This window comes from Planctomycetota bacterium (genome assembly GCA_016872555.1).
Classification (GTDB): domain Bacteria; phylum Planctomycetota; class Planctomycetia; order Pirellulales; family UBA1268; genus F1-20-MAGs016.
In genome coordinates this window covers 35,582-53,033 of record VGZO01000011.1, presented here as the reverse complement: position 1 = coordinate 53,033, position 17,452 = coordinate 35,582, and the positions used below count along the sequence as shown (strand labels likewise).

Genomic DNA, 17,452 nt, shown 5'->3' with positions numbered 1-17,452 from the left:
CACGGGCTGCTAACCGACGTCGACCACGAAGATCTGGTTGCAGTCGCGGCGCGCGCCGCCAGGGAGTGGCGTGGGGACGGTCCGGACGAAGGCGATCCGCCTGCCGTCGGGGGAGAAGACACAGGCCTCGGGGCGCGGCGCGCTGGTGCCCCGGATCGGTTCGGTGAGCCCGCGGACCCGGCCGTCGGCCGCGTCCACGAGGCACACGCTGCCGTCGACGATACAGGCGACGGCGGCACCGGAAGGGCTCCAGCTGAAGGCGCTGGCGATCGGCGCCGGGGAGCGGCTGAGCTGGGTGAGCTCCCCCCGCGGCGACACCGTCCACAGCTGGTCGATTCCCGCATCGTCCTTCATGAGCAGGCCGATCCGCTCGCCGTCGGGGCTCGACCGCAGCCAATGGCGCGGTCCCTGGATCCCGGGATGGCGGCGGTCGGTGGTGAACGTCAGCCGGCGCTGGACCACGCCGCGGGGAGGCGCGGGACGCGTCGTCGGCGTTCCCGCCAGCGGCCCCGCACCGGGCGCGGTCCACGCCGCCGGATCGTCGGGCAGGTCGACGAGAAACGCCTCGGCGAACGGCTCACCGGCCGCCGAGCGCACCTGCCCCTGGAAGGCCAGTGCGTAGCGCTGCCACGAGCCGTCGGCGCGCCGGTAGCCACGGCTTCCCACCCAGGCTTCTTCGTAGGCGCGCGAGATCTCGTCGCTGCCCGGTCGCGGCACGTCGGCGAGCGTCGTCACCAGCACGCTCCACGCGCTGCCGTCGTGGTTGCGCGCGTGCGTCCGCGGCACCGTCACCGGCCGGCCGCAGACGGCGACACCGACCCCCCGGAGGTTCCCCTCGCCACCCGGTGGCGGCCGCTCGGGAAGCACGGCATCCTCGTAGGTGAAGCTCACCAGGGCACCGTCGGGGGAGAAGACATGGACGTGCGTGCCGCCGCGGAGGGCGCCCGGGGTGAACGGCGGCACCAGGTCGCGGGCGTCGAGCGCTTCTGCCCGGCCCGGTGCGGCGCCACGCACCACCACCCCCTGCCGCCGCGCCGGGCCATACGCCCAGTCCGGGGTGGGGCGCTCAGGACCGTGGATGAACACCACGCGGTCGTCGACGGGGCTGGCGGTGACGACGCCGCAGCACGCGCCGCCCGTCGCTGTGTACAGGCGCTCGACCCGGCCGGTGTCGGCATCGACGCGTTCGATCGCGGTGCCATCGAACCGGCTCCCGGCAGGATCGCTGCGGACGTCGTACACGATCCAGCGCGAGTCGGCAGACCAGACGGCGGCGTTGGTGAGGACATGGCCGTGCGGCGCGGCGGTGACCTGCCGCGGCCGGCCGTTCACGGCGCGTCCTTGCCGAGTGCGGCCGGGTCGATGACGACGTGGACGATCGCCTCGCGGAGGAAGGTGTAGGTGACGTGCACGAGCCCGTCGGGCGCCTGGATGATCGCCGGGTAGGAGTACTCCCCGGGAAACGTCTCCAGCGCCACGACGTCGCGCCACGCCCGGCCGTCACCGCTCTCCGCCACCACCAGCGGCGTTCGCCCCGCGGCGACGGGGTTGCAGACCAGCAGGTGGCGGCCGTCGGCGAGCGAAACCGCGTCGGTCCCGGAACTGGGATTGAGAATCGTCCCGAGGCCGAGCGCCGACCAACTCCTCCCGGCATCGCCCGATTCGACCTCGAACAGCTTGCCGCTCCGCGTCCGTCCCAGGGCCAGCAGCCTGCCGCCGCCGAGGAGGAGGATGCTCGGCTGGATCGCCATCACCGCGCGGCCGTCATTGACCGCGGGGAGGCGCGTGAAGCTCCTCCCGCCGTCGGTCGAGCGCTCGAAGTGGACGCGCCAGCCGTCGTCCTCACTCGAACTGCCGGCGAGCACGACGCCGTCGGCGAGGACCACCGGCTTGTTCTTCACCGGACCGACGATCCCGTCGCCGAGGCGCCGCAGCGCCCCCCACGAGCGGCCGCCGTCGGTGCTCTCGCAGACCACCCCCCACCACGTGCTCGGCGACGGCCCGACCTTGGCGTAGAGCAGCAGCGGTCCGCCCGGCGACTGGAAGAGGACGGGATTCCAGCACGGGTGGCGCGTGCCGTCCCGCTGCGTGCCGTCGATGACGCGCGTCGGCACGCTCCAGCCCGCTGCCCCGCGCCGCGACACCCAGATGCCGACGTCCGGCTCTCCCTCGTCGCTGCCACCGAACCAGGAAGCAACGAGTGTGCCGTCGGCCGCCACCTCGATCGTGCTGGCGTGGCAGGAACGCGTCGGGGAGCCGCGCGGGCAGACGAACTCGCGCAGCCGCACCGCCGCCGCGCCGAGCCCCGGATCGACGGCGGGGGTGTCGGCGCCGGCATCGGGCACCGCGAGGGCAAGGGCGGTGATCAGCGCTGCCGGCACGAGCGGACGGCACCCGGTGGGGCGAGGGCGCGGGACGGTAGGACTCGGGACCATCGACACGGCCTCCGGTTCAGGTTCTCGCCGGTGCAGCGGCCGCACCGCGCGGTGCGGACGGTTGGTTCGGGTTGTACCGCGCCGCCGACACGGATGTGGAGCCGTCCGGACCGGCGCGCCGAAGCTGTTTCTGTCCGTGGCCCGTGGTAACGCCACGGCCCGGTCACGCCGCCGCCGGTGCGAGCCGGCGCCAGCGAACAGATCGCGTCCCGACGGAGGTGCCAAACCAAACCGCGTTGACCAGGATCCCCGACCGGGACAGGCTCCGGCCGTCCCTGATCCGCGTCAGTCTCGCAGTGCTCTCCCCGTTCGCAGACAGCGCATCAGTTCACCGAGGGGCCGTGGCGACCATGCGTCGTCACGGCCCCCGTTGTTTTTCCCGATGCCGTCAGGCGTCGTCGAGGACGGCCACCGTCGCGAACGCCTTGCCCTCGAGCATCTCCAGCGACGCCCCGCCACCGGTGGAGATGTGACTGACGCGGTCGGCATAGCCGAGCTGCTCGACGGCCGCCGCCGAGTCGCCGCCGCCGATGATCGTCACGGCTCCCTGCGCCGTGGCGGCGGCGACGGCGTCGGCCACGGCCCGGGTCCCGGCGTCGAACGGCGGCATCTCGAAGACCCCCATCGGGCCGTTCCAGACGACCGTCCCGGCAGCGGCGATAATCGCGGCGTACTTCCGCGCCGTCTCCGGCCCGATGTCGAGGCCCTCGAAGCCGTCGGGGATCTTCCCGGCGGGCACGATCCGCTTCGCGGCCGCCGATGAAAAGTCGTCGGCGCAGTGCGTGTCGACGGGGAGGACGAGCTTGCCGGCCGCCGTGGCGAGCAACTGCTTGGCCAGCTCGAGCCTGTCGGGCTCGACGAGCGACTTGCCGACGGCACCTCCCTCGGCGAGCGAGAACGTGTAGGCCATCGCTCCGCCGATGAGGACGTGGTCGCAGACGTGGAGGAGGTTGGTGATCACCGCGATCTTGTCGGAGACCTTCTTGCCGCCGAGGATCGCCACGAACGGGCGCTTCGGGTGGGCGATCGCGTCGGCGAGGTAGCGGACCTCCTTTTCCACGAGGAACCCGACGACCGCCGGTCGACCTGCCTGTTTCATCGCCACCGGCACGGCGTGCATGCTCGCCTCGGTGCGATGGCAGGTGCCGAAGGCGTCGTTGACGTAGGCATCGGCGAGCCCCGCCACGCCGGCGACGTAGGCGGCGTCGTCACCCTTCTTTTCCCCTTTGTTGAACCGGACGTTCTCCAGGAGGAGCACCTCTCCCGGCCGCAGCGCCTTGGCCTTGGCGACCGAGTCGGGACCGCCGGTGTCGGCGGCGAGGACTACCGGCCGGCCGAGCAACTCGCCGAGCCGCGCCGCCACCGGCGCGAGCGAGAACTCGGGCTCCGGACCTTTGCCCGTAGGGCGGCCGAGGTGGCTCATGAGGATCGCCTTGCCACCCCGATCGAGGATCGAGCGGATCGTCGGCAGCGCCATCCGGATCCGCCGGTCGTCGGTGATCGCGCCGGCATCGTCCTGGGGCACGTTGAAATCGACGCGCACGAGCACCGCCTTGCCACGCGGGTCGATGTCGGCGACGGTCTTCTTGGCCATGGCTGGGTCCTGTGAGGGGAGAACGGGGGGGCTATTCAAACCGGCGCCGCCCGCGGCCGCAAGCGGGGCCCGGGGGCGGCTCAGTCGGGCATCGTCACCACCGCCTTGACCATCCCCGATCCCGGCTCGATGAGCCGGGGAAACGCCGTGCCGACGTCGGCGAACGCGACCTGGTGGGTGATCCAGGGACGGGTGTCGATCCGCCCCTCGTCGACCAGCCCGATGATCCTGGTGAAGTCGCGCGACAGGGCGTTGCGGCTGGCGAGGATCGACAGTTCGCGGCGGTGAAGGATCGGGGCGTGCGGGAAGGCGATCTCCGACTGCGTGATACCCACGTAGACGAGGCGACCGCCGAACGCACAGTATTCGAGCGCCGCGGCCATGCTCGCCGGACTGCCGGTGGCGTCGATCACCACCTCGCAGCCCCGCCCGGCGGTGAGCTCGCGGAGCGCCGCGGCGGTGGCTTCGGTGCCGCCGGCCGGGAGCGTGTCGGGGATGCCGAGGCGCTCGCGGACGAAGGCCAGACGCGACGCCGCGACGTCGACGACGATCACACGGCAGCCGGCGAGGCGGGCGAACACGACCGCCGACAGGCCGATCGGCCCGGCCCCGATCACGAGCACCGTCTCGCCGGCGACCGCGCGGGCACGGTCGATGGCGTGGCAGCCGATCGCCAGCGTCTCGACCAGGGCGCACTGCTCCGGCGCGAGGCCAGGCGCCGGATGGAGCTTGCGGGCCGGCACGGTGAACAGCGGCCGCAGCCCGCCGTCGCAGTGGACGCCGAGCGTGCGGTGGTGCTCGCAGCAATTGGTCAGACCGCGGCGGCAGGAGAAACAGTCCTGGCAGTTGATGTACGGCTCGACGCAGCAGCGGTCGCCGGGGCGAACGTTCGCCACCCCCGCGCCGACCGCGACGACCTCGACGCCCAGCTCGTGCCCCGGGATCCGCGGGTAGCTGAAGAACGGCATCTTCCCCAGGTAGCCACCGACATCGGTGCCGCAGATCCCCACGGCGCGGACGCGGATCACCGCCTCGCCGTCCCCCGGCGGGGGCGGTTCGGCGACGTCGGCCAGGCGCCACCGGCGTGGCTCTTCGAGGACCCAGGCGTTCATCGCCGGCGCTCCGTCGGGCTGTCGGCCTCCGGCAGCCGGTAGAACGCCGCGCAGGAGCCGCCCATGATCGCCTCCCGTTCCCCGGGCGCGAGCCGCGCGACGAAATCCTCGACGATCCCCACCACGTCGGCGTACGGGGCGGCGAGCGTGCACACCGGCCAATCGCTCCCGAACAACAGCCGCGCCGGCGAGAAGGCCTCGAGCGCCACCTCGAGGTACGGCGTGAACTGCGCGCGCGACCACTCCTGCCAGGCAGCCTCGGTGACCAATCCGGAGAGTTTGCACCAGCAGTGGGCGTGGCGGGCGAGGCGGCCGATGTCGTCGCGCCACGGCGCCACCTCCCCGCGCTTGACCGCCGGCTTGCCGAGGTGGTCGAGCACGAAACGCTGTCCCGGGAAGTGGGCCACCAGCTCCTCCGCGGCGGCGAGCTGGTGGGGGTAGACGAGAAGGTCGTAGGCCAGTCCATGCGCCGCCAGCTGGCCAATCCCGCGGACGAATGCCGCGCCGAGGAGGAACCGCGGGTCGGGCTCGTCCTGGACGACGTGGCGGACGCCGACCAGCGCCGGCCGCCGCGCGAGCCGCGCGAGGTCGTCGGCGACGGTCGCGGATCGGAGGTCGACCCAACCGACGACGCCGCGAACCAGCGCCGACGTCTCCGCCAAGTCGAGGAGCCATTCGGTCTCGGCGAGCGACTGCCGCGCCTGCACCGCCACGGTGCCGCTGATCCCGGCCGCCGCGGCCAGCGGAGCGAGGTCGGCGGGCAGGTGATCCCGCGCCAGCCGCTCCATGCCGGCGCCGATCCAGGGATACTCCTCCGGCCGGTAGCGCCAGAAATGCTGGTGGGCGTCGAGGCGCATGTCAGTTGTTCTCCGGCAGCCCCTCGACGTGGCCGATGTCGCGCACCGGCTCGAACAGCGCCTGCACGTCGCGGAGCAGGTCGTCGTCGAGCGGCTCGGCGGCCCACCGCGCCCAGGCGCGGACGTTGGCCGGATTGGCGCTGCCGGCGATCGTCGTGGCGATCGCCGGATCGGCCAGCGCGAACTGCAGCGCGAGCTTGGCGAGCGGCGTGCCCCGGGAGCGGCACAGCGCCGCCGCCTCGCGCGCCGCCGCCTTCACCGGCTCCGGCTCCTTGAGCCACGCCGGCAACGGCGCGTCGGTGAGCAGCCGGGCCGAGAACGGACCGGCGTTCATCGCCCCGATGCCCCGTTCCGTCAGCCAGGGGAGCGTCTCGGTGGCGAAGCGCGTGTTCTGGAGCGTGTACTGGTTGTAGCTGAGGACGCAGTCGACGTCGGTCCGGTCGCAGATCGAGCGGAAGATCTTCTGCGGGTAGCCGCTGAAGCCGATGAACCGGACCTTGCCCGCGTCGCGCACCTTCCGCAGCGCCGGCAGCGTCTCCTCGACGATCTGCCCGAGCGGCACGAACTCGACGTCGTGGCACAGCACGATGTCGAGATGGTCGGTCCGCAGCCTGTGGAGCGAGACGTCGACGCTCTCGGCGACGCGCCGGGCGGAGAAGTCGAAGTGCGCCAGGTCGTAGCGGCCGAGCTTCGTGCACAGCAGGTAGGCGTCGCGCGGCACCCCCTCCAGCGCGATGCCGAGGAGGACCTCGCTCATCCCGCGGCCGTAGAACGGGCTGGTGTCGATGAGCGTCAGGCCACAGTCGAGCGCGGCGCGGACGCTCGCCAGGGCCTCGTCGAGCGTGACGCTGCGGAACTCCGCCCCCAACGAACTGGCCCCGAAGGCGAGGATCGGCACCTCGAGGCCGGTGCGGCCGAGCGGACGGGATTGCATGGCGGGATCGACCTGGGAGGTTGGCGCGACGACTCAGAACGTCCGGCAGCCGAGCGAGAGGAGGAGATTCGCCCAGGGCATCGTGTCGGCGGTCTGGATCGTGAGCACGTGGTTGGACGACGCGACCGCCTTGTAGAAATCCCACTTGACGATCGGCTCCAGCGCGACGGCGCTCCCCGAGGCCGCGAGGATCCGCCGGTACTCGGCCCACACCGGCGGATCCCCGGGCGTCGCGGCGGCGTAGGAATCGGCACGGTCGACCCCCATCGTGAACACCTCGTCGACGCGGACCGTCGCCAGTACGGCGGCGAGCACCTGCGCGACAGTCGGGATGCCGGGGGAGAGTTGCAGCGACACCAGCTCGGCGCGCGGACCACGGGCGTTGTCGGCCGGATAGTTGCCGTCGGCGATCAGCACCTTGGAATGGTGCCCGGCACGGGCGAGGACCCGGAGGATCTCGGGGTGGAGCAGGGGGGTGTCGAGCATCGCGGGGCTCCCACGGGCATCAGGCGGTGACGAGGCGGCGGAAGCTCTCGATCGTGGTCCGGGCGGCGGTCGGTCCGTCGGGCAGCGGCAGGATCTCGGCGGAGAGGTAGCCGTCGTACCCGATCGCCTTCAGCGCGCCCATCACCGGCTCCATCGGGGTGTGCCCCATCCCCGGCGCGCGGCGGTTGGAGTCGGCGAAATGGACATGGCCGACGAGCCGGCCGCAGGCGTGCAGCGCCGCACCGATGTCGGGCTCCTCGATGTTCATGTGGAACAGGTCGCACAGCAGCCGGACGTCGCCCAGCGTGTGTTCGGCCAGGAACGCCGCCGCGTCGGCCTGGCGGTTGAGAAGATTGCTCTCGTAGCGGTTGAGGGGCTCGTAGAGGAGGACCTGGCCGTGACTCCGCGCCCGGGCGGAGAGCCTCCCGAGCGCGTCGGCGAGGTGCGACAGCGCCTCGCCGCGCGGCACCTCCGGCCCGCTCGAGCCCTGGAGCGAGCCGACGATCGCCGGGGCCCCGAGACCCGCGGCCACGTCGACGATCCCGGCGATGAACTCCTCGGCGGCACGCCGGACCGCCTCGTCGGGATGGCAGAGGTGGATCCGGTGCCGCACCCAGCCGGCCCCCGTGCCGACCGCGGCCACGCGCAGGCCGGTGGCGGCGACCAGACGCCCGAGCCCGGGCGGAACCTCCGCGGCCGACGGCGGGAAGATCTCGATCGCGTCGAATCCCGCTGCCGCCGCCGTCGCGACCGCCGCCTCGGCACCGGCCGCCGACGGCGGCTCGTGGAGGACGAACGGCCCGTGGCGGGCTTCCTCGACCAGACAGACCGTGATCGCGCTCGACGGTGGCATCCGAACCTCAGGCGAGAAACAGCGGCTTCAGGTGACGGTCGAGGAGGTTGGTGGTGACCTCGCGGCCGACGACGGCGCGATTGGCGACCAGCAGGTCGGTGTACCGCGATCCCTGGGCACCGGCGACCTTGAACGACACGTGGAGCAACTGGCGGACGTGCGGATTGAAAGCGGGACTGCCGGGAACATGGCGCACCGCCGCCGCCATCCGCGCGCCGCTCCAGCCGGCGACCTCGGCGGCGGTCGGCAGACGCGCCACGTCGATGTCGATCACCGACGCATAGGGTGCGCACAGCTCGTCGACGTGGTCGCGGGCGTAGGCGTAGATCTCCTTGGCCAGTGCCAGCCCCGCGCCCCCCGCCTCGGCCAGGCCGATGATCTCCTCGAGCCACGTCGTGCCAGCGGTCTTGACGTGGACGCCGGCGTTGGTCGTGGCCAGGACGCGACGGATCACCGGGTAGAGCGTGAACTTGTCGCTCCCGGAGTGGACCGAGAGCTTGAGGCCTTCGGGCAGGCCGTACGCCTCGCGGGCATGGGCGAGCACAGCCACGTCGGTGGTGAACTCGCGCTCGAACGCGGCCACGTTGCCGACGTAGTCGACACCCTTGTTGAACCGGCCGGTGAACTTCGGGGCGATCGTTTGCAGGGGCACGCCCTGATCGGCCAGCAGGGCGAGGATCACGAGTAGGTCCGGCGGCGTCTGCGGCGCGTCGGTCTCGTCCATGCTGACTTCGATGACGACGTCGTCTCCCTTGGCGGCGCGGATCCGGGCCCAGATCGCCCCCGCCTCCCGGCAGGCCTCGAGGAACGCCCCGACGATCGCCGCCGCCCGGTCACCGTCGAGGTCGAGCGGCGCGGCGATCCCGGCCACCGCCACCGGCCGGCACAGCTCCGGGTGACGGGCGAGGAACGCGGCGACGTCGGCCGCGGGCGCCGGTCGCCCGATCGCGTCGGCGACGTCGATCGTAAAAAAGTCGCTCGACGCCAGGAACCGCTCGACGGTGTCGAGGCGGACGTGGTCGGCGTCGACGAACCAGGGGTGCGGCCAGCGCCGCGCGACCACCGCGGCGGCGGCGGCGGCCCGGACGCTCTCCGGCTCGGTGCCGAGGAAGGTGTGCTCGCGGTTCGACTTGTTCCACACCGGGGCGACGACGACGCCGGCGGCGGCGAGGGACTCGAACGCCGCCAACTGGGCTTCGGCCTGGTGGGCGAAGCGGTCGCCGACGCCGAACGACAGCCGCGGGAGGACGCGCATGGCAAGAGGCTCCGCGGGGCGCCGGTCAGACGTCGAGATTCTTGACGTCGAGGGCGTGCTTCTCGATGAAGTCGCGCCGCGGTTCGACCTTTTCCCCCATCAGCACGCGAAACAGGTCGTCGGCCGCCGCAGCGTCCGACATCGTCACGCGGAGCAGCGTCCGGTTGGCCGGATCGAGCGTCGTGTCGCGCAGCTCCTCGGCGTTCATCTCGCCGAGGCCCTTGAAGCGGGTGATCGACAGCCCCTTCTCGCCTGCGCGGCGGACCGCCGAGAGGAGGCTGCGCAGGTCCTCCAGGCCGATCGTGTTCTCGCCACGCCGCAGCGTGTAGCGTGGCTCCTCGGTCCCAGTCCGGTCCTGGGGGAGGAGCGCGTCGATGCCGAACCCCATCGCCGCCAGGTCGGCGAGCGCCGAATTGATGCTCCGCACCTCGTGGAGGTCGACGATCACCAGCTGGTCGCCGCCCCGCGCTCCCTTGCCGGCGTCGTCCTCGCGCCCGACCGCCAGCTCGCCACCGGCGGCCTCCTCCTTGCTTTTGACGAACGCCTGGAGCTGGTCGCGCGACGAGAACCAGCGCTCCTCGGCGCCGTAGTAGACGTGGAACATCGGCAGCCGCCCGGTCTCGGGGTCGCGCCGTGCGGCATGGTCACGGAGGCTGACGCCGCGGCGCTCCAGCGCCACCAGCGCGTCCTCGAGGCCCGACAGCGTGCGGCACAGCTTGTGCATCTCCTCGCCGGCGATCTCCCGGCCGTCGCCGGGGAGGAACACACCCTCGCCGAGCCCCTGGTCGAGGAGCTGGGTCTTCATCTCCTCTTCCGTCTGGACGTAGTACACCTGCTTTTTCGCCCGGACGCGGAACAGCGGCGGCTGGGCGACGTAGACGTGGCCGGCCGCGACCAATTGGTACATCTGCCGGTAGAAGAACGTCAGCAGCAGCGTGCGGATGTGGGAGCCGTCGACGTCGGCGTCGGTCATGATCACGACCTTGTCGTAGCGCCGCTTCGTGAGGTCGCTCTCGGCGCCGATCCCGACGCCGATCGCCGAGATCACGCTGCGCACCTCCTCGTTGGCCAGCACCTTGTCGTCACGGCTCTTGTAGGCGTTGATGATCTTGCCGCGGAGCGGAAGGATCGCCTGGTACTCGCGGTGCCGCCCCCCCTCGGCGCTGCCGCCGGCGCTGTCCCCCTCGACGAGATACAGCTCGCAGCGGGCGACGTCGCGGCTGGTGCAGTCACGGAGCTTGCCGGGCAGGCCGCCGCCCGACAGCGCCCCCTTGCGCTCGCGGAGGAGCTGCTTGGCCTTCTTGGCCGCCTCGCGTGCCTCGGCAGCCAGCACCCCCTTCTGGACGATCGCCTTGGCGTTCTTCGGATTCTCTTCGAGGTACCGGGTGAGGAAGTCGCCGACGGCCGAATTGATGATCCCCTCGACCTCGCCGTTGCCGAGCTTCGTCTTCGTCTGCCCCTCGAACTGCGGATGGGGCACGCGGACGGCAACGACCGCGGTCAGTCCCTCGCGGATGTCCTCGCCGGTGGGGACGAGATCCTTGAACAGCCCCGTCTTCTTGCCGTAGGCGTTGAGCGAACGCGTCAGGGCGGCGCGGAACCCGGAGACGTGGGTTCCCCCCTCGGTCGTCGAGATGTTGTTGACGTAGCTGTGGAGGTTCTCGGTGTATTCGCCGGTGTATTGCAGGGCGATGTCGAAGCCGACGCCGTCCTGCTCGCCGGTCAGCGCGATCACGTCGGGGTGGACGGCGTCGCTCGAGCGGTTGAGCCATTCGACGAACTCGACGATCCCGCGCTCGTAGCGGTATTCCTCCTTCTGCCCGCCGGCGGCGTCGGCGAACACGATCCGCACGCCCGAATTGAGGAACGCCAGTTCCTGGAGGCGGCGCGCGAGGATGTCCCAGGAAAACTTCGTCGCCGGGAAGATCTGTGGGTCGGGCTTGAACGTCGTCTTGGTGCCGGTCCGCGTGGTGGTGCCGATCGAGCGCACCGGGGCGGTCGGTTCGCCGCGCTGGTACTCCTGCTGCCAGAGGTGGCCGTCGCGCGAGACCTCGACCTCGCACCACTCCGAGAGGAAGTTGACGACCGTCACACCGACGCCATGGAGCCCGCCGGAGGTCTGGTAGGCGCCCTTCTGGAACTTGCCGCCGAACTTGAGGACCGTCATCACCCCTTCGAGGGTCGACACGTCGCGGTCCATCTCCTCGGAGAGTTGGGCGTGGCGCTCGACGGGGATGCCGCGGCCGTCGTCCTCGACGGTGACGCTGCCGTCGACGTTGATCATCACGCTCACGGTCCGGGCGTGGCCCGCCATGCACTCGTCGATCGAGTTGTCGACCACCTCGTAGACGAGGTGATGCAGCCCGCGCGCGGTGTTGTCGCCGATGTACATCCCGAACCGCTCGCGGACATGCTCGCGATCGGAGAGATGGAGGAGATCGGCGGAGGTGTAACCGGGTGTGGTGGCTGCGTCATCGGCCATGGTGGGATCCTCGTGCCATCGTGCTCAAACTGCGTCGCGGCTCGGGCCGTCGCCGGTCCCGGCGGGGCGGGGGGCGACGAACGCCGACAGCCGGCAGCGGATGTCGGTGATCGGCTCGTCGGGCAGCACCGCCGCCAAGCGCCCGATGATCTCCGCCTTGTGGAACCCCAATTCCTGTGCGGCGGCGGAGTGGCTGACGAGCACCTCGAGCACCCCCTTGCGGACGCGCCCCGGCACGACCAGCCCGAGCAGCGTTTGGGGCACCGCCAGGGGCCAGGCGGCGTCGAGCTGGCGCGGCGCCTGCTCGCGGTCGTAGCCGGTCCGAGCCAGCAGCCGGGCGAGCAGGTCGCCGACGGGACGCGGGCCACGGTCGCGGCGCGAGCGGCCCTGGGCGTCGGAAGCGTCGCTCATCGTGTCACCGAGTCGGGGGGTCGCGTCTGGAACCGCGCGAGGGCTCCCGCCGACCGGGAGGGAAACGGGAACCGCTCGCGCCCCGGGGTGGCCATCGTCTAGTCGGCCGCCAGGGGCATGATCACGTAGCCATACCCGTCGGTGGTGCGGCAGACGCAGGCACTCTGGGCGTCGGTGAGCTCGACCGTGACCGTCGCGGTCGGATCGAGCACGCGGAGGAAGTCGCCGACGAACCGTGGATCGAGCTTGATCCGCACCGTCGTGCCCGAGTGGTCGATCGGCAGTTCGATCCGGCTCTCGCCACTCTCCGCGGACCGGCCGGTGAGCACCAGTTGACCGGGCTCGAACGCGAACTCCACTCCCTTCGACTGCTCGTTGGTGACGATCGCCGCCTGGCGGACGGCCGCCAGCAGCGGACCGACGGCGACCGTGACCCGCGTCGCGTCGGTCCGTTCCGGGAGGACATCGCGCCAGCGCGGGAAACGACCTTCGACAAGCCGCGCCGAGATCGTGGTCGCTCCGCTGCGGACGAGAATCTCGGCGGGACGCACGGCGAAGTGGACCGGCTGATCGGCAGCTCCCAAACAGCGCTCGACCAGTTGCAATGCCCGGGCCGGCACGATCGGCTGACCGTCGGCCGGTCGACCACCGGCCACGGTGACCGGACCCTCCATCTTTGCCAACCGCCGGCCGTCGGTGCCGACGGCGATCACACTGCCGGCCGGGCCGCTGCCGGCGGCCAGCTCGACCAGCACGCCACCGAGGGCATACCGGCTCGATTCGCTGTCGGTGGCGAACACCGTGCGGCGGACGATCTCGCGCGCAAGAGCCGTCGTGAGCTCGTAGCACGGTTCACCGGGAAACGTCGCCACGGCGGGGAACTCGAGCGGATCCTCGGCCGGAAGCCGAAACTGGGACCGCGGTGCCTTGACGATCACGGCAGTTCCGTCGGACTCGATGTCGAACGTCGTCCCCGGCGGGCTTTCGCGGACGATCGCCATCACCCGGCCGGCCGGGAGCAGCACGGCCCCGGCGGCTCGCGTCTCGACGCCGTCGAGCGTCACGCGGATCCCCATCTCCAGATCGGTGGCCGAAACCACTGCCTGGCCACCGTCCGCCTCGAGCTTGACGTTGGTGAGGACCGGTTTGGGGGAGCGACTCGGAACCACAGCCGCGGCGCTCTGCAGGGCGGCCAGCAACGGCTCACGAACACAACGGACGTTCATGCCGACAGGCGTCCTCTCCGGATACCCCGAATGCAGATACCCCGAATGAAGGGTCTACGTCCACCAGGACGGGGTCGATGGGAAAACGCTCATTGTACCTGGTCGCGGGTCGGCGAAAAACCCTTGCGGGAGCCGCAAATCCAGCGGGTTCTCCTTCTGTTGATGTGTATTGAGAAACAAAGAAAACAGCAGGTATGTGCCACTGAGTACGAACACCACGTGTGCCAAAAGGGCAGCCCGTCATCGGCCTCCATCGTGGTGGCCATCCACGACCGCCGACGAAATCAGCGGATTTCACCCAGCTTCCCGGTTTCGAGGTTTCGTCGGAAGATTGTCGATTTCGAGGTGGATGGGTTGCGGTCAATGGCGACCACGTGATCGGTTTGCCGAAAGTCCTTGGCCAGAGAGATGACATCCCCTCGATGAAGCACGTCAGGAATCGTGCGAGGTGAGTCTTCGTGCCGTGGCGCCGCCATGGCGCGACCGATGCCCTCGAGGAGAAACCGACAACTCACCGCAACCAGCCGACTTCATGCCGGCACCAGCCGCAGCGAGGGAGCGGAGCATGCTCGCTTCGAGACGATGGCCACGAGACCCGGGCGACGAGACTGAGGCCTCAGGAACGAGGCCTCATGAACGAGATCACGCGAATCCTGGCCCGCAGGCCGCTGGCTCGGACGGCAAGGCCAGCTCACTGGGGCAGATCGTCATTCGACGACGATGTTGACCGTGCCGCCGGCGTCGATCCGCACCTTCCGCTTGAGATCGGTCTCCTGAAACGCCGCCGGGACGGCCTTGTAGCCGGCATCTGCGTCCGCCGCCTTGGCCTTCTCGGAACGGCGCAGCGACCACGCATAGTCGCCCGGAGGGGCTTCGCTTGAAAACGTGCCGTCGCCCGCCACCTCGGTACCGTAGGAGAATCCGGGTTTGAGGGGATGGAAGTGGACCATCACGTTGCCGACGGGCTTGCCGGCGGAAGTCTTCACGGTGCCGCTGAACGGTTTGCCCGCTGGGACGGTACCGGGATTGCCGGAGCATCCGGCCACGGCCGTCACCACCAGGATCATGACGGTGGCCACGACGTTGCCGGAGACAGGACCGCGCATCACGAAAGACCCTCGGGTGACACGACCCTGCGCGGGTCGATGGAAGACAGACCGTGCGGAAGAAAGATGCCGGCCGGTACGGCAGATGGGGCCGTACCGGCCGGCACGTCCTGTTGTGAGCTCAGTCAGCCGATGCCTGGACGCCGTCGTTGGCTCCGACGAGCCACTTCACCACGACGCCGTCGATGGTGTCGGCGACGAACCGCACCGAAGCGTCACCCATGACCGCCACGACACCACCCGGATGGAACGAGAACGGCTCGTCGTTGGGGCCGCAGTTGTTGGTCGACCAGGGACATTCCACCGGGCCGCCGATCGGGTTGGCGTAGTTGTTGATCTTCGCCGCCCGCGAGCCCGGCGCGATCGCGTTGCTCGGCCCGGAGTAGCCGTTTGTCGCCGCGTCAGGATCGATCCAGGCGTACACACGACGGCCGCCGGCGGATCCGGGCAGGGCAGAGCCGAAGTTCACCGGATCGGCTTGCCCGGTGCCCATCGGCGAGATCCGCGACGACAGCGCGCCGAACTTCGCCACGCTCGGGTGGGCCCGCCCCGCATCCTCGATGCAGAGGAACGTGTTGGCGGTTCCGTCGCTGATCCGCGACATCTTCCCGCCGCCACCGTCGCACGACAGACAGCCGCCGACGACCTGCGCCAGCCATGCGGTGGAGCCAGTTGGCACGGTGCGCTGCCCGTACAGCGGGTCGCCGGGGGTGCTGTTGACGTCGGAGATCGCGATGAACATGTAGTCGATGCCACCGTAGCCATGAACCGGGTCGCGACCGTCGTTGCCCAGCGGCGTCGACGGACAGACGAACGTGTCGATCTTCGTCTTGCCGGCGCGCTGGAAATTGACGTTGGAGGGATCGTCATACGGACGCCCCTTGGCGGTCGGATGGATCTGGGCGGTTCCCATCAGGAAATACTGGCCGCTGGAATGGAGCGTGGCCCCGAGAGCGGTCGGCAGCGTCGAGTGGTCGAGCAGGTTGTAGACACTCGTCTGCTCGATGTAGGGCAGAAGCAATGTCGGCGTGGAGTGGATCATGTACGTCGTCGACGAGGCACCGGTCGAATCGCACTGACCGGGGTGTGGAAGCCGCTTCATGCCCGACTCGTAGTTGTGGACACCAAGGCCGATCTGCTTCATGTTGTTGGTGCACTGGCTGCGCCGGGCCGCTTCCCGCGCGGCCTGGACGGCCGGGAGGAGCAGTCCGACGAGGGTGCCGATGATCGCGATCACGACCAGCAGTTCGACGAGCGTGAACGCCCGCCGTGAAACCGAATGACGCATGGATAACCTCGGATGGGTGAGGGACAATCGTCGCCGGTCGCGGTGCCGGACTTGGCTCCTTCCCGCGACGCGGTCAGACTAGGCGCCCTCGATGGAATACTCGTGAGGAGGGCGCGAGCGTTGTGTATGAATTCAGTCAGGATTCGGTGAGAGCCTCACGGAACCCTCGTGGTTCCCGGCGCAGTCAAGCCGGCACCGCACCGAGGGAGCAACCCACCACGGACCCGGTCATTTCCCAGTTTGCGGAGCCATCACGATGCCCTCCACCGCCCCGTTTGGCGACCGTCCCGTCCGCATCGCGGTCGTCGGCCTCGGCTTCGGCGCCGAGTTCATCCCGATCCACCAGCGCCACCCGCATGTCAAGCTGACGGCGATCTGCCAGCGCTCGCGCGACAAGCTCGACCAGATCGGCATGGCGTTTGGCATCGAGCGCCGCTACACGTCATATGCCGACGTCCTCCGCGACTCCGAGGTCGACGCCGTCCACATCAATTCGCCGATCCCCGACCACGCGCCGATGTCGATCGCCGCCCTCGAGGCGGGCAAGCACGTGATGTGCACCGTGCCGATGGCGACGAGCGTCGACGACTGCAAGAAGATCGTCGACCTCTGCGAACGGACCGGGCTCCGCTACATGATGGCCGAGACGGTCGTCTACGCCCGTGAGTTCCTGTTCATCAAGGAGCTGGCCGACCGTGGCGAGCTGGGGAAGATCCAGTTCCTCCAGGCGAGCCACCAGCAGGACATGGACGGCTGGCCCGACTACTGGCCCGGCCTGCCGCCGATGCATTACGCGACGCACTGCGTCGGGCCGTGCCTGGCACTGGAGCGCAAGGATGCCGCCGAGGTGAGCTGCTTCGGTTCGGGGCGGATCCGCGACGAGCTGATCGGCCGCTATGGCTCGCCGTTCGCGATCGAAAGCGCCCATGTCAAGCTGCACCGCAGCGACGTCGTCGCCCGGATCATCCGCTCGCTGTTCGACACGGCGCGGCAGTACCGCGAGAGCTTCGACGTCTACGGCTCGAAGAAGAGCTTCGAGTGGCAGTTGGTCGAGGGGGAGGAGCCGGTTCTCCACACCGCCAAGAAACCGGAGCCGGAGATCCCCGCCCGGGTGCCGGTGCCCGATTTTGCCCACCTGCTGCCCGAGCCGATCCGCCGGTTCACGACCGGCGGGGTGTACGACGCCGACGACCACCAGCACCTGTCGTTCACGCAGGGGGGCGGACATGGCGGCAGCCATCCGCATCTCGTCCACGAGTTCGTGACGGCGCTGGTCGAGGGGCGCGCGCCCTATCCCGATCACCGCCAGAGCGCCAACTGGACCTGCACCGGGCTGTTGGCACACGAGTCGGCCATGGCCGGTGGCGTGATCAAGAAACTCCCGGAGTGGACGCTCAGTTCCTGAGCTGACCG

The 17,452-nt window shown here is 70.3% G+C and carries 15 protein-coding genes; 1 reads left to right on the top strand and 14 read right to left on the bottom strand.

The features are described 5' to 3' along the window. Positions 1–9: 9 nt before the first annotated feature. From FJ309_05640 to FJ309_05575, 14 genes are all read right to left on the bottom strand, one after another. Positions 10–1,332, bottom strand: a complete 1,323-nt coding sequence (locus FJ309_05640) for a DUF3748 domain-containing protein (GenBank protein MBM3954083.1) — start codon at positions 1,330–1,332, stop codon at positions 10–12. After that, the gene (locus FJ309_05635; protein MBM3954082.1) at positions 1,329–2,435 is read right to left on the bottom strand and encodes a sialidase; all 1,107 of its coding nucleotides are present in this window, start codon (positions 2,433–2,435) and stop codon (positions 1,329–1,331) included. The genes FJ309_05640 and FJ309_05635 overlap by 4 nt, the downstream gene beginning before the upstream one ends. Positions 2,436–2,823: 388 nt before the next feature. Continuing rightward, positions 2,824–4,029 (bottom strand): phosphoglycerate kinase, encoded by a 1,206-nt coding sequence (locus tag FJ309_05630; protein MBM3954081.1) that lies wholly within the window; start codon positions 4,027–4,029, stop codon positions 2,824–2,826. A gap of 80 nt (positions 4,030–4,109) precedes the next feature. After that, on the bottom strand, positions 4,110–5,141 hold the full coding sequence (locus tag FJ309_05625; GenBank protein ID MBM3954080.1) for a zinc-binding alcohol dehydrogenase family protein: 1,032 nt from the start codon (positions 5,139–5,141) through the stop codon (positions 4,110–4,112). Next, positions 5,138–5,998 (bottom strand): amidohydrolase, encoded by an 861-nt coding sequence (locus FJ309_05620; GenBank protein MBM3954079.1) that lies wholly within the window; start codon positions 5,996–5,998, stop codon positions 5,138–5,140. The genes FJ309_05625 and FJ309_05620 overlap by 4 nt, the downstream gene beginning before the upstream one ends. 1 nt (position 5,999) lies before the next feature. Beyond that, the gene (locus FJ309_05615; GenBank protein ID MBM3954078.1) at positions 6,000–6,932 is read right to left on the bottom strand and encodes an aldo/keto reductase; all 933 of its coding nucleotides are present in this window, start codon (positions 6,930–6,932) and stop codon (positions 6,000–6,002) included. 33 nt (positions 6,933–6,965) lie between these two features. Further along, on the bottom strand, positions 6,966–7,418 hold the full coding sequence (locus tag FJ309_05610; GenBank protein MBM3954077.1) for a transporter: 453 nt from the start codon (positions 7,416–7,418) through the stop codon (positions 6,966–6,968). A gap of 19 nt (positions 7,419–7,437) precedes the next feature. Continuing rightward, complete coding sequence (locus tag FJ309_05605) at positions 7,438–8,271, bottom strand: sugar phosphate isomerase/epimerase (protein MBM3954076.1); 834 nt, start codon at positions 8,269–8,271, stop codon at positions 7,438–7,440. A 7-nt stretch (positions 8,272–8,278) separates the two neighbouring features. Beyond that, on the bottom strand, positions 8,279–9,526 hold the full coding sequence (locus tag FJ309_05600) for a hypothetical protein (GenBank protein ID MBM3954075.1): 1,248 nt from the start codon (positions 9,524–9,526) through the stop codon (positions 8,279–8,281). Between the two features lie 25 nt (positions 9,527–9,551). Continuing rightward, positions 9,552–12,008 carry a DNA gyrase subunit B gene (locus tag FJ309_05595; GenBank protein ID MBM3954074.1) on the bottom strand — a complete coding sequence of 819 codons (2,457 nt, stop codon included), beginning with the start codon at positions 12,006–12,008 and terminating at the stop codon, positions 9,552–9,554. 24 nt (positions 12,009–12,032) lie between these two features. After that, positions 12,033–12,419 (bottom strand): DUF721 domain-containing protein, encoded by a 387-nt coding sequence (locus tag FJ309_05590; protein ID MBM3954073.1) that lies wholly within the window; start codon positions 12,417–12,419, stop codon positions 12,033–12,035. Between the two features lie 98 nt (positions 12,420–12,517). Next, the gene (gene dnaN, locus FJ309_05585; GenBank protein ID MBM3954072.1) at positions 12,518–13,645 is read right to left on the bottom strand and encodes a DNA polymerase III subunit beta; all 1,128 of its coding nucleotides are present in this window, start codon (positions 13,643–13,645) and stop codon (positions 12,518–12,520) included. A 707-nt stretch (positions 13,646–14,352) separates the two neighbouring features. Beyond that, positions 14,353–14,751 carry a carboxypeptidase regulatory-like domain-containing protein gene (locus tag FJ309_05580; protein ID MBM3954071.1) on the bottom strand — a complete coding sequence of 133 codons (399 nt, stop codon included), beginning with the start codon at positions 14,749–14,751 and terminating at the stop codon, positions 14,353–14,355. 121 nt (positions 14,752–14,872) lie between these two features. Beyond that, positions 14,873–16,039: a DUF1559 domain-containing protein gene (locus FJ309_05575; protein ID MBM3954070.1), complete on the bottom strand. Its 1,167-nt coding sequence runs from the start codon at positions 16,037–16,039 to the stop codon at positions 14,873–14,875. 256 nt (positions 16,040–16,295) lie between these two features. Between FJ309_05575 and FJ309_05570 the strand changes: the two genes are divergently transcribed. Next, positions 16,296–17,444 (top strand): Gfo/Idh/MocA family oxidoreductase, encoded by a 1,149-nt coding sequence (locus FJ309_05570; protein MBM3954069.1) that lies wholly within the window; start codon positions 16,296–16,298, stop codon positions 17,442–17,444. Positions 17,445–17,452: the final 8 nt, after the last annotated feature.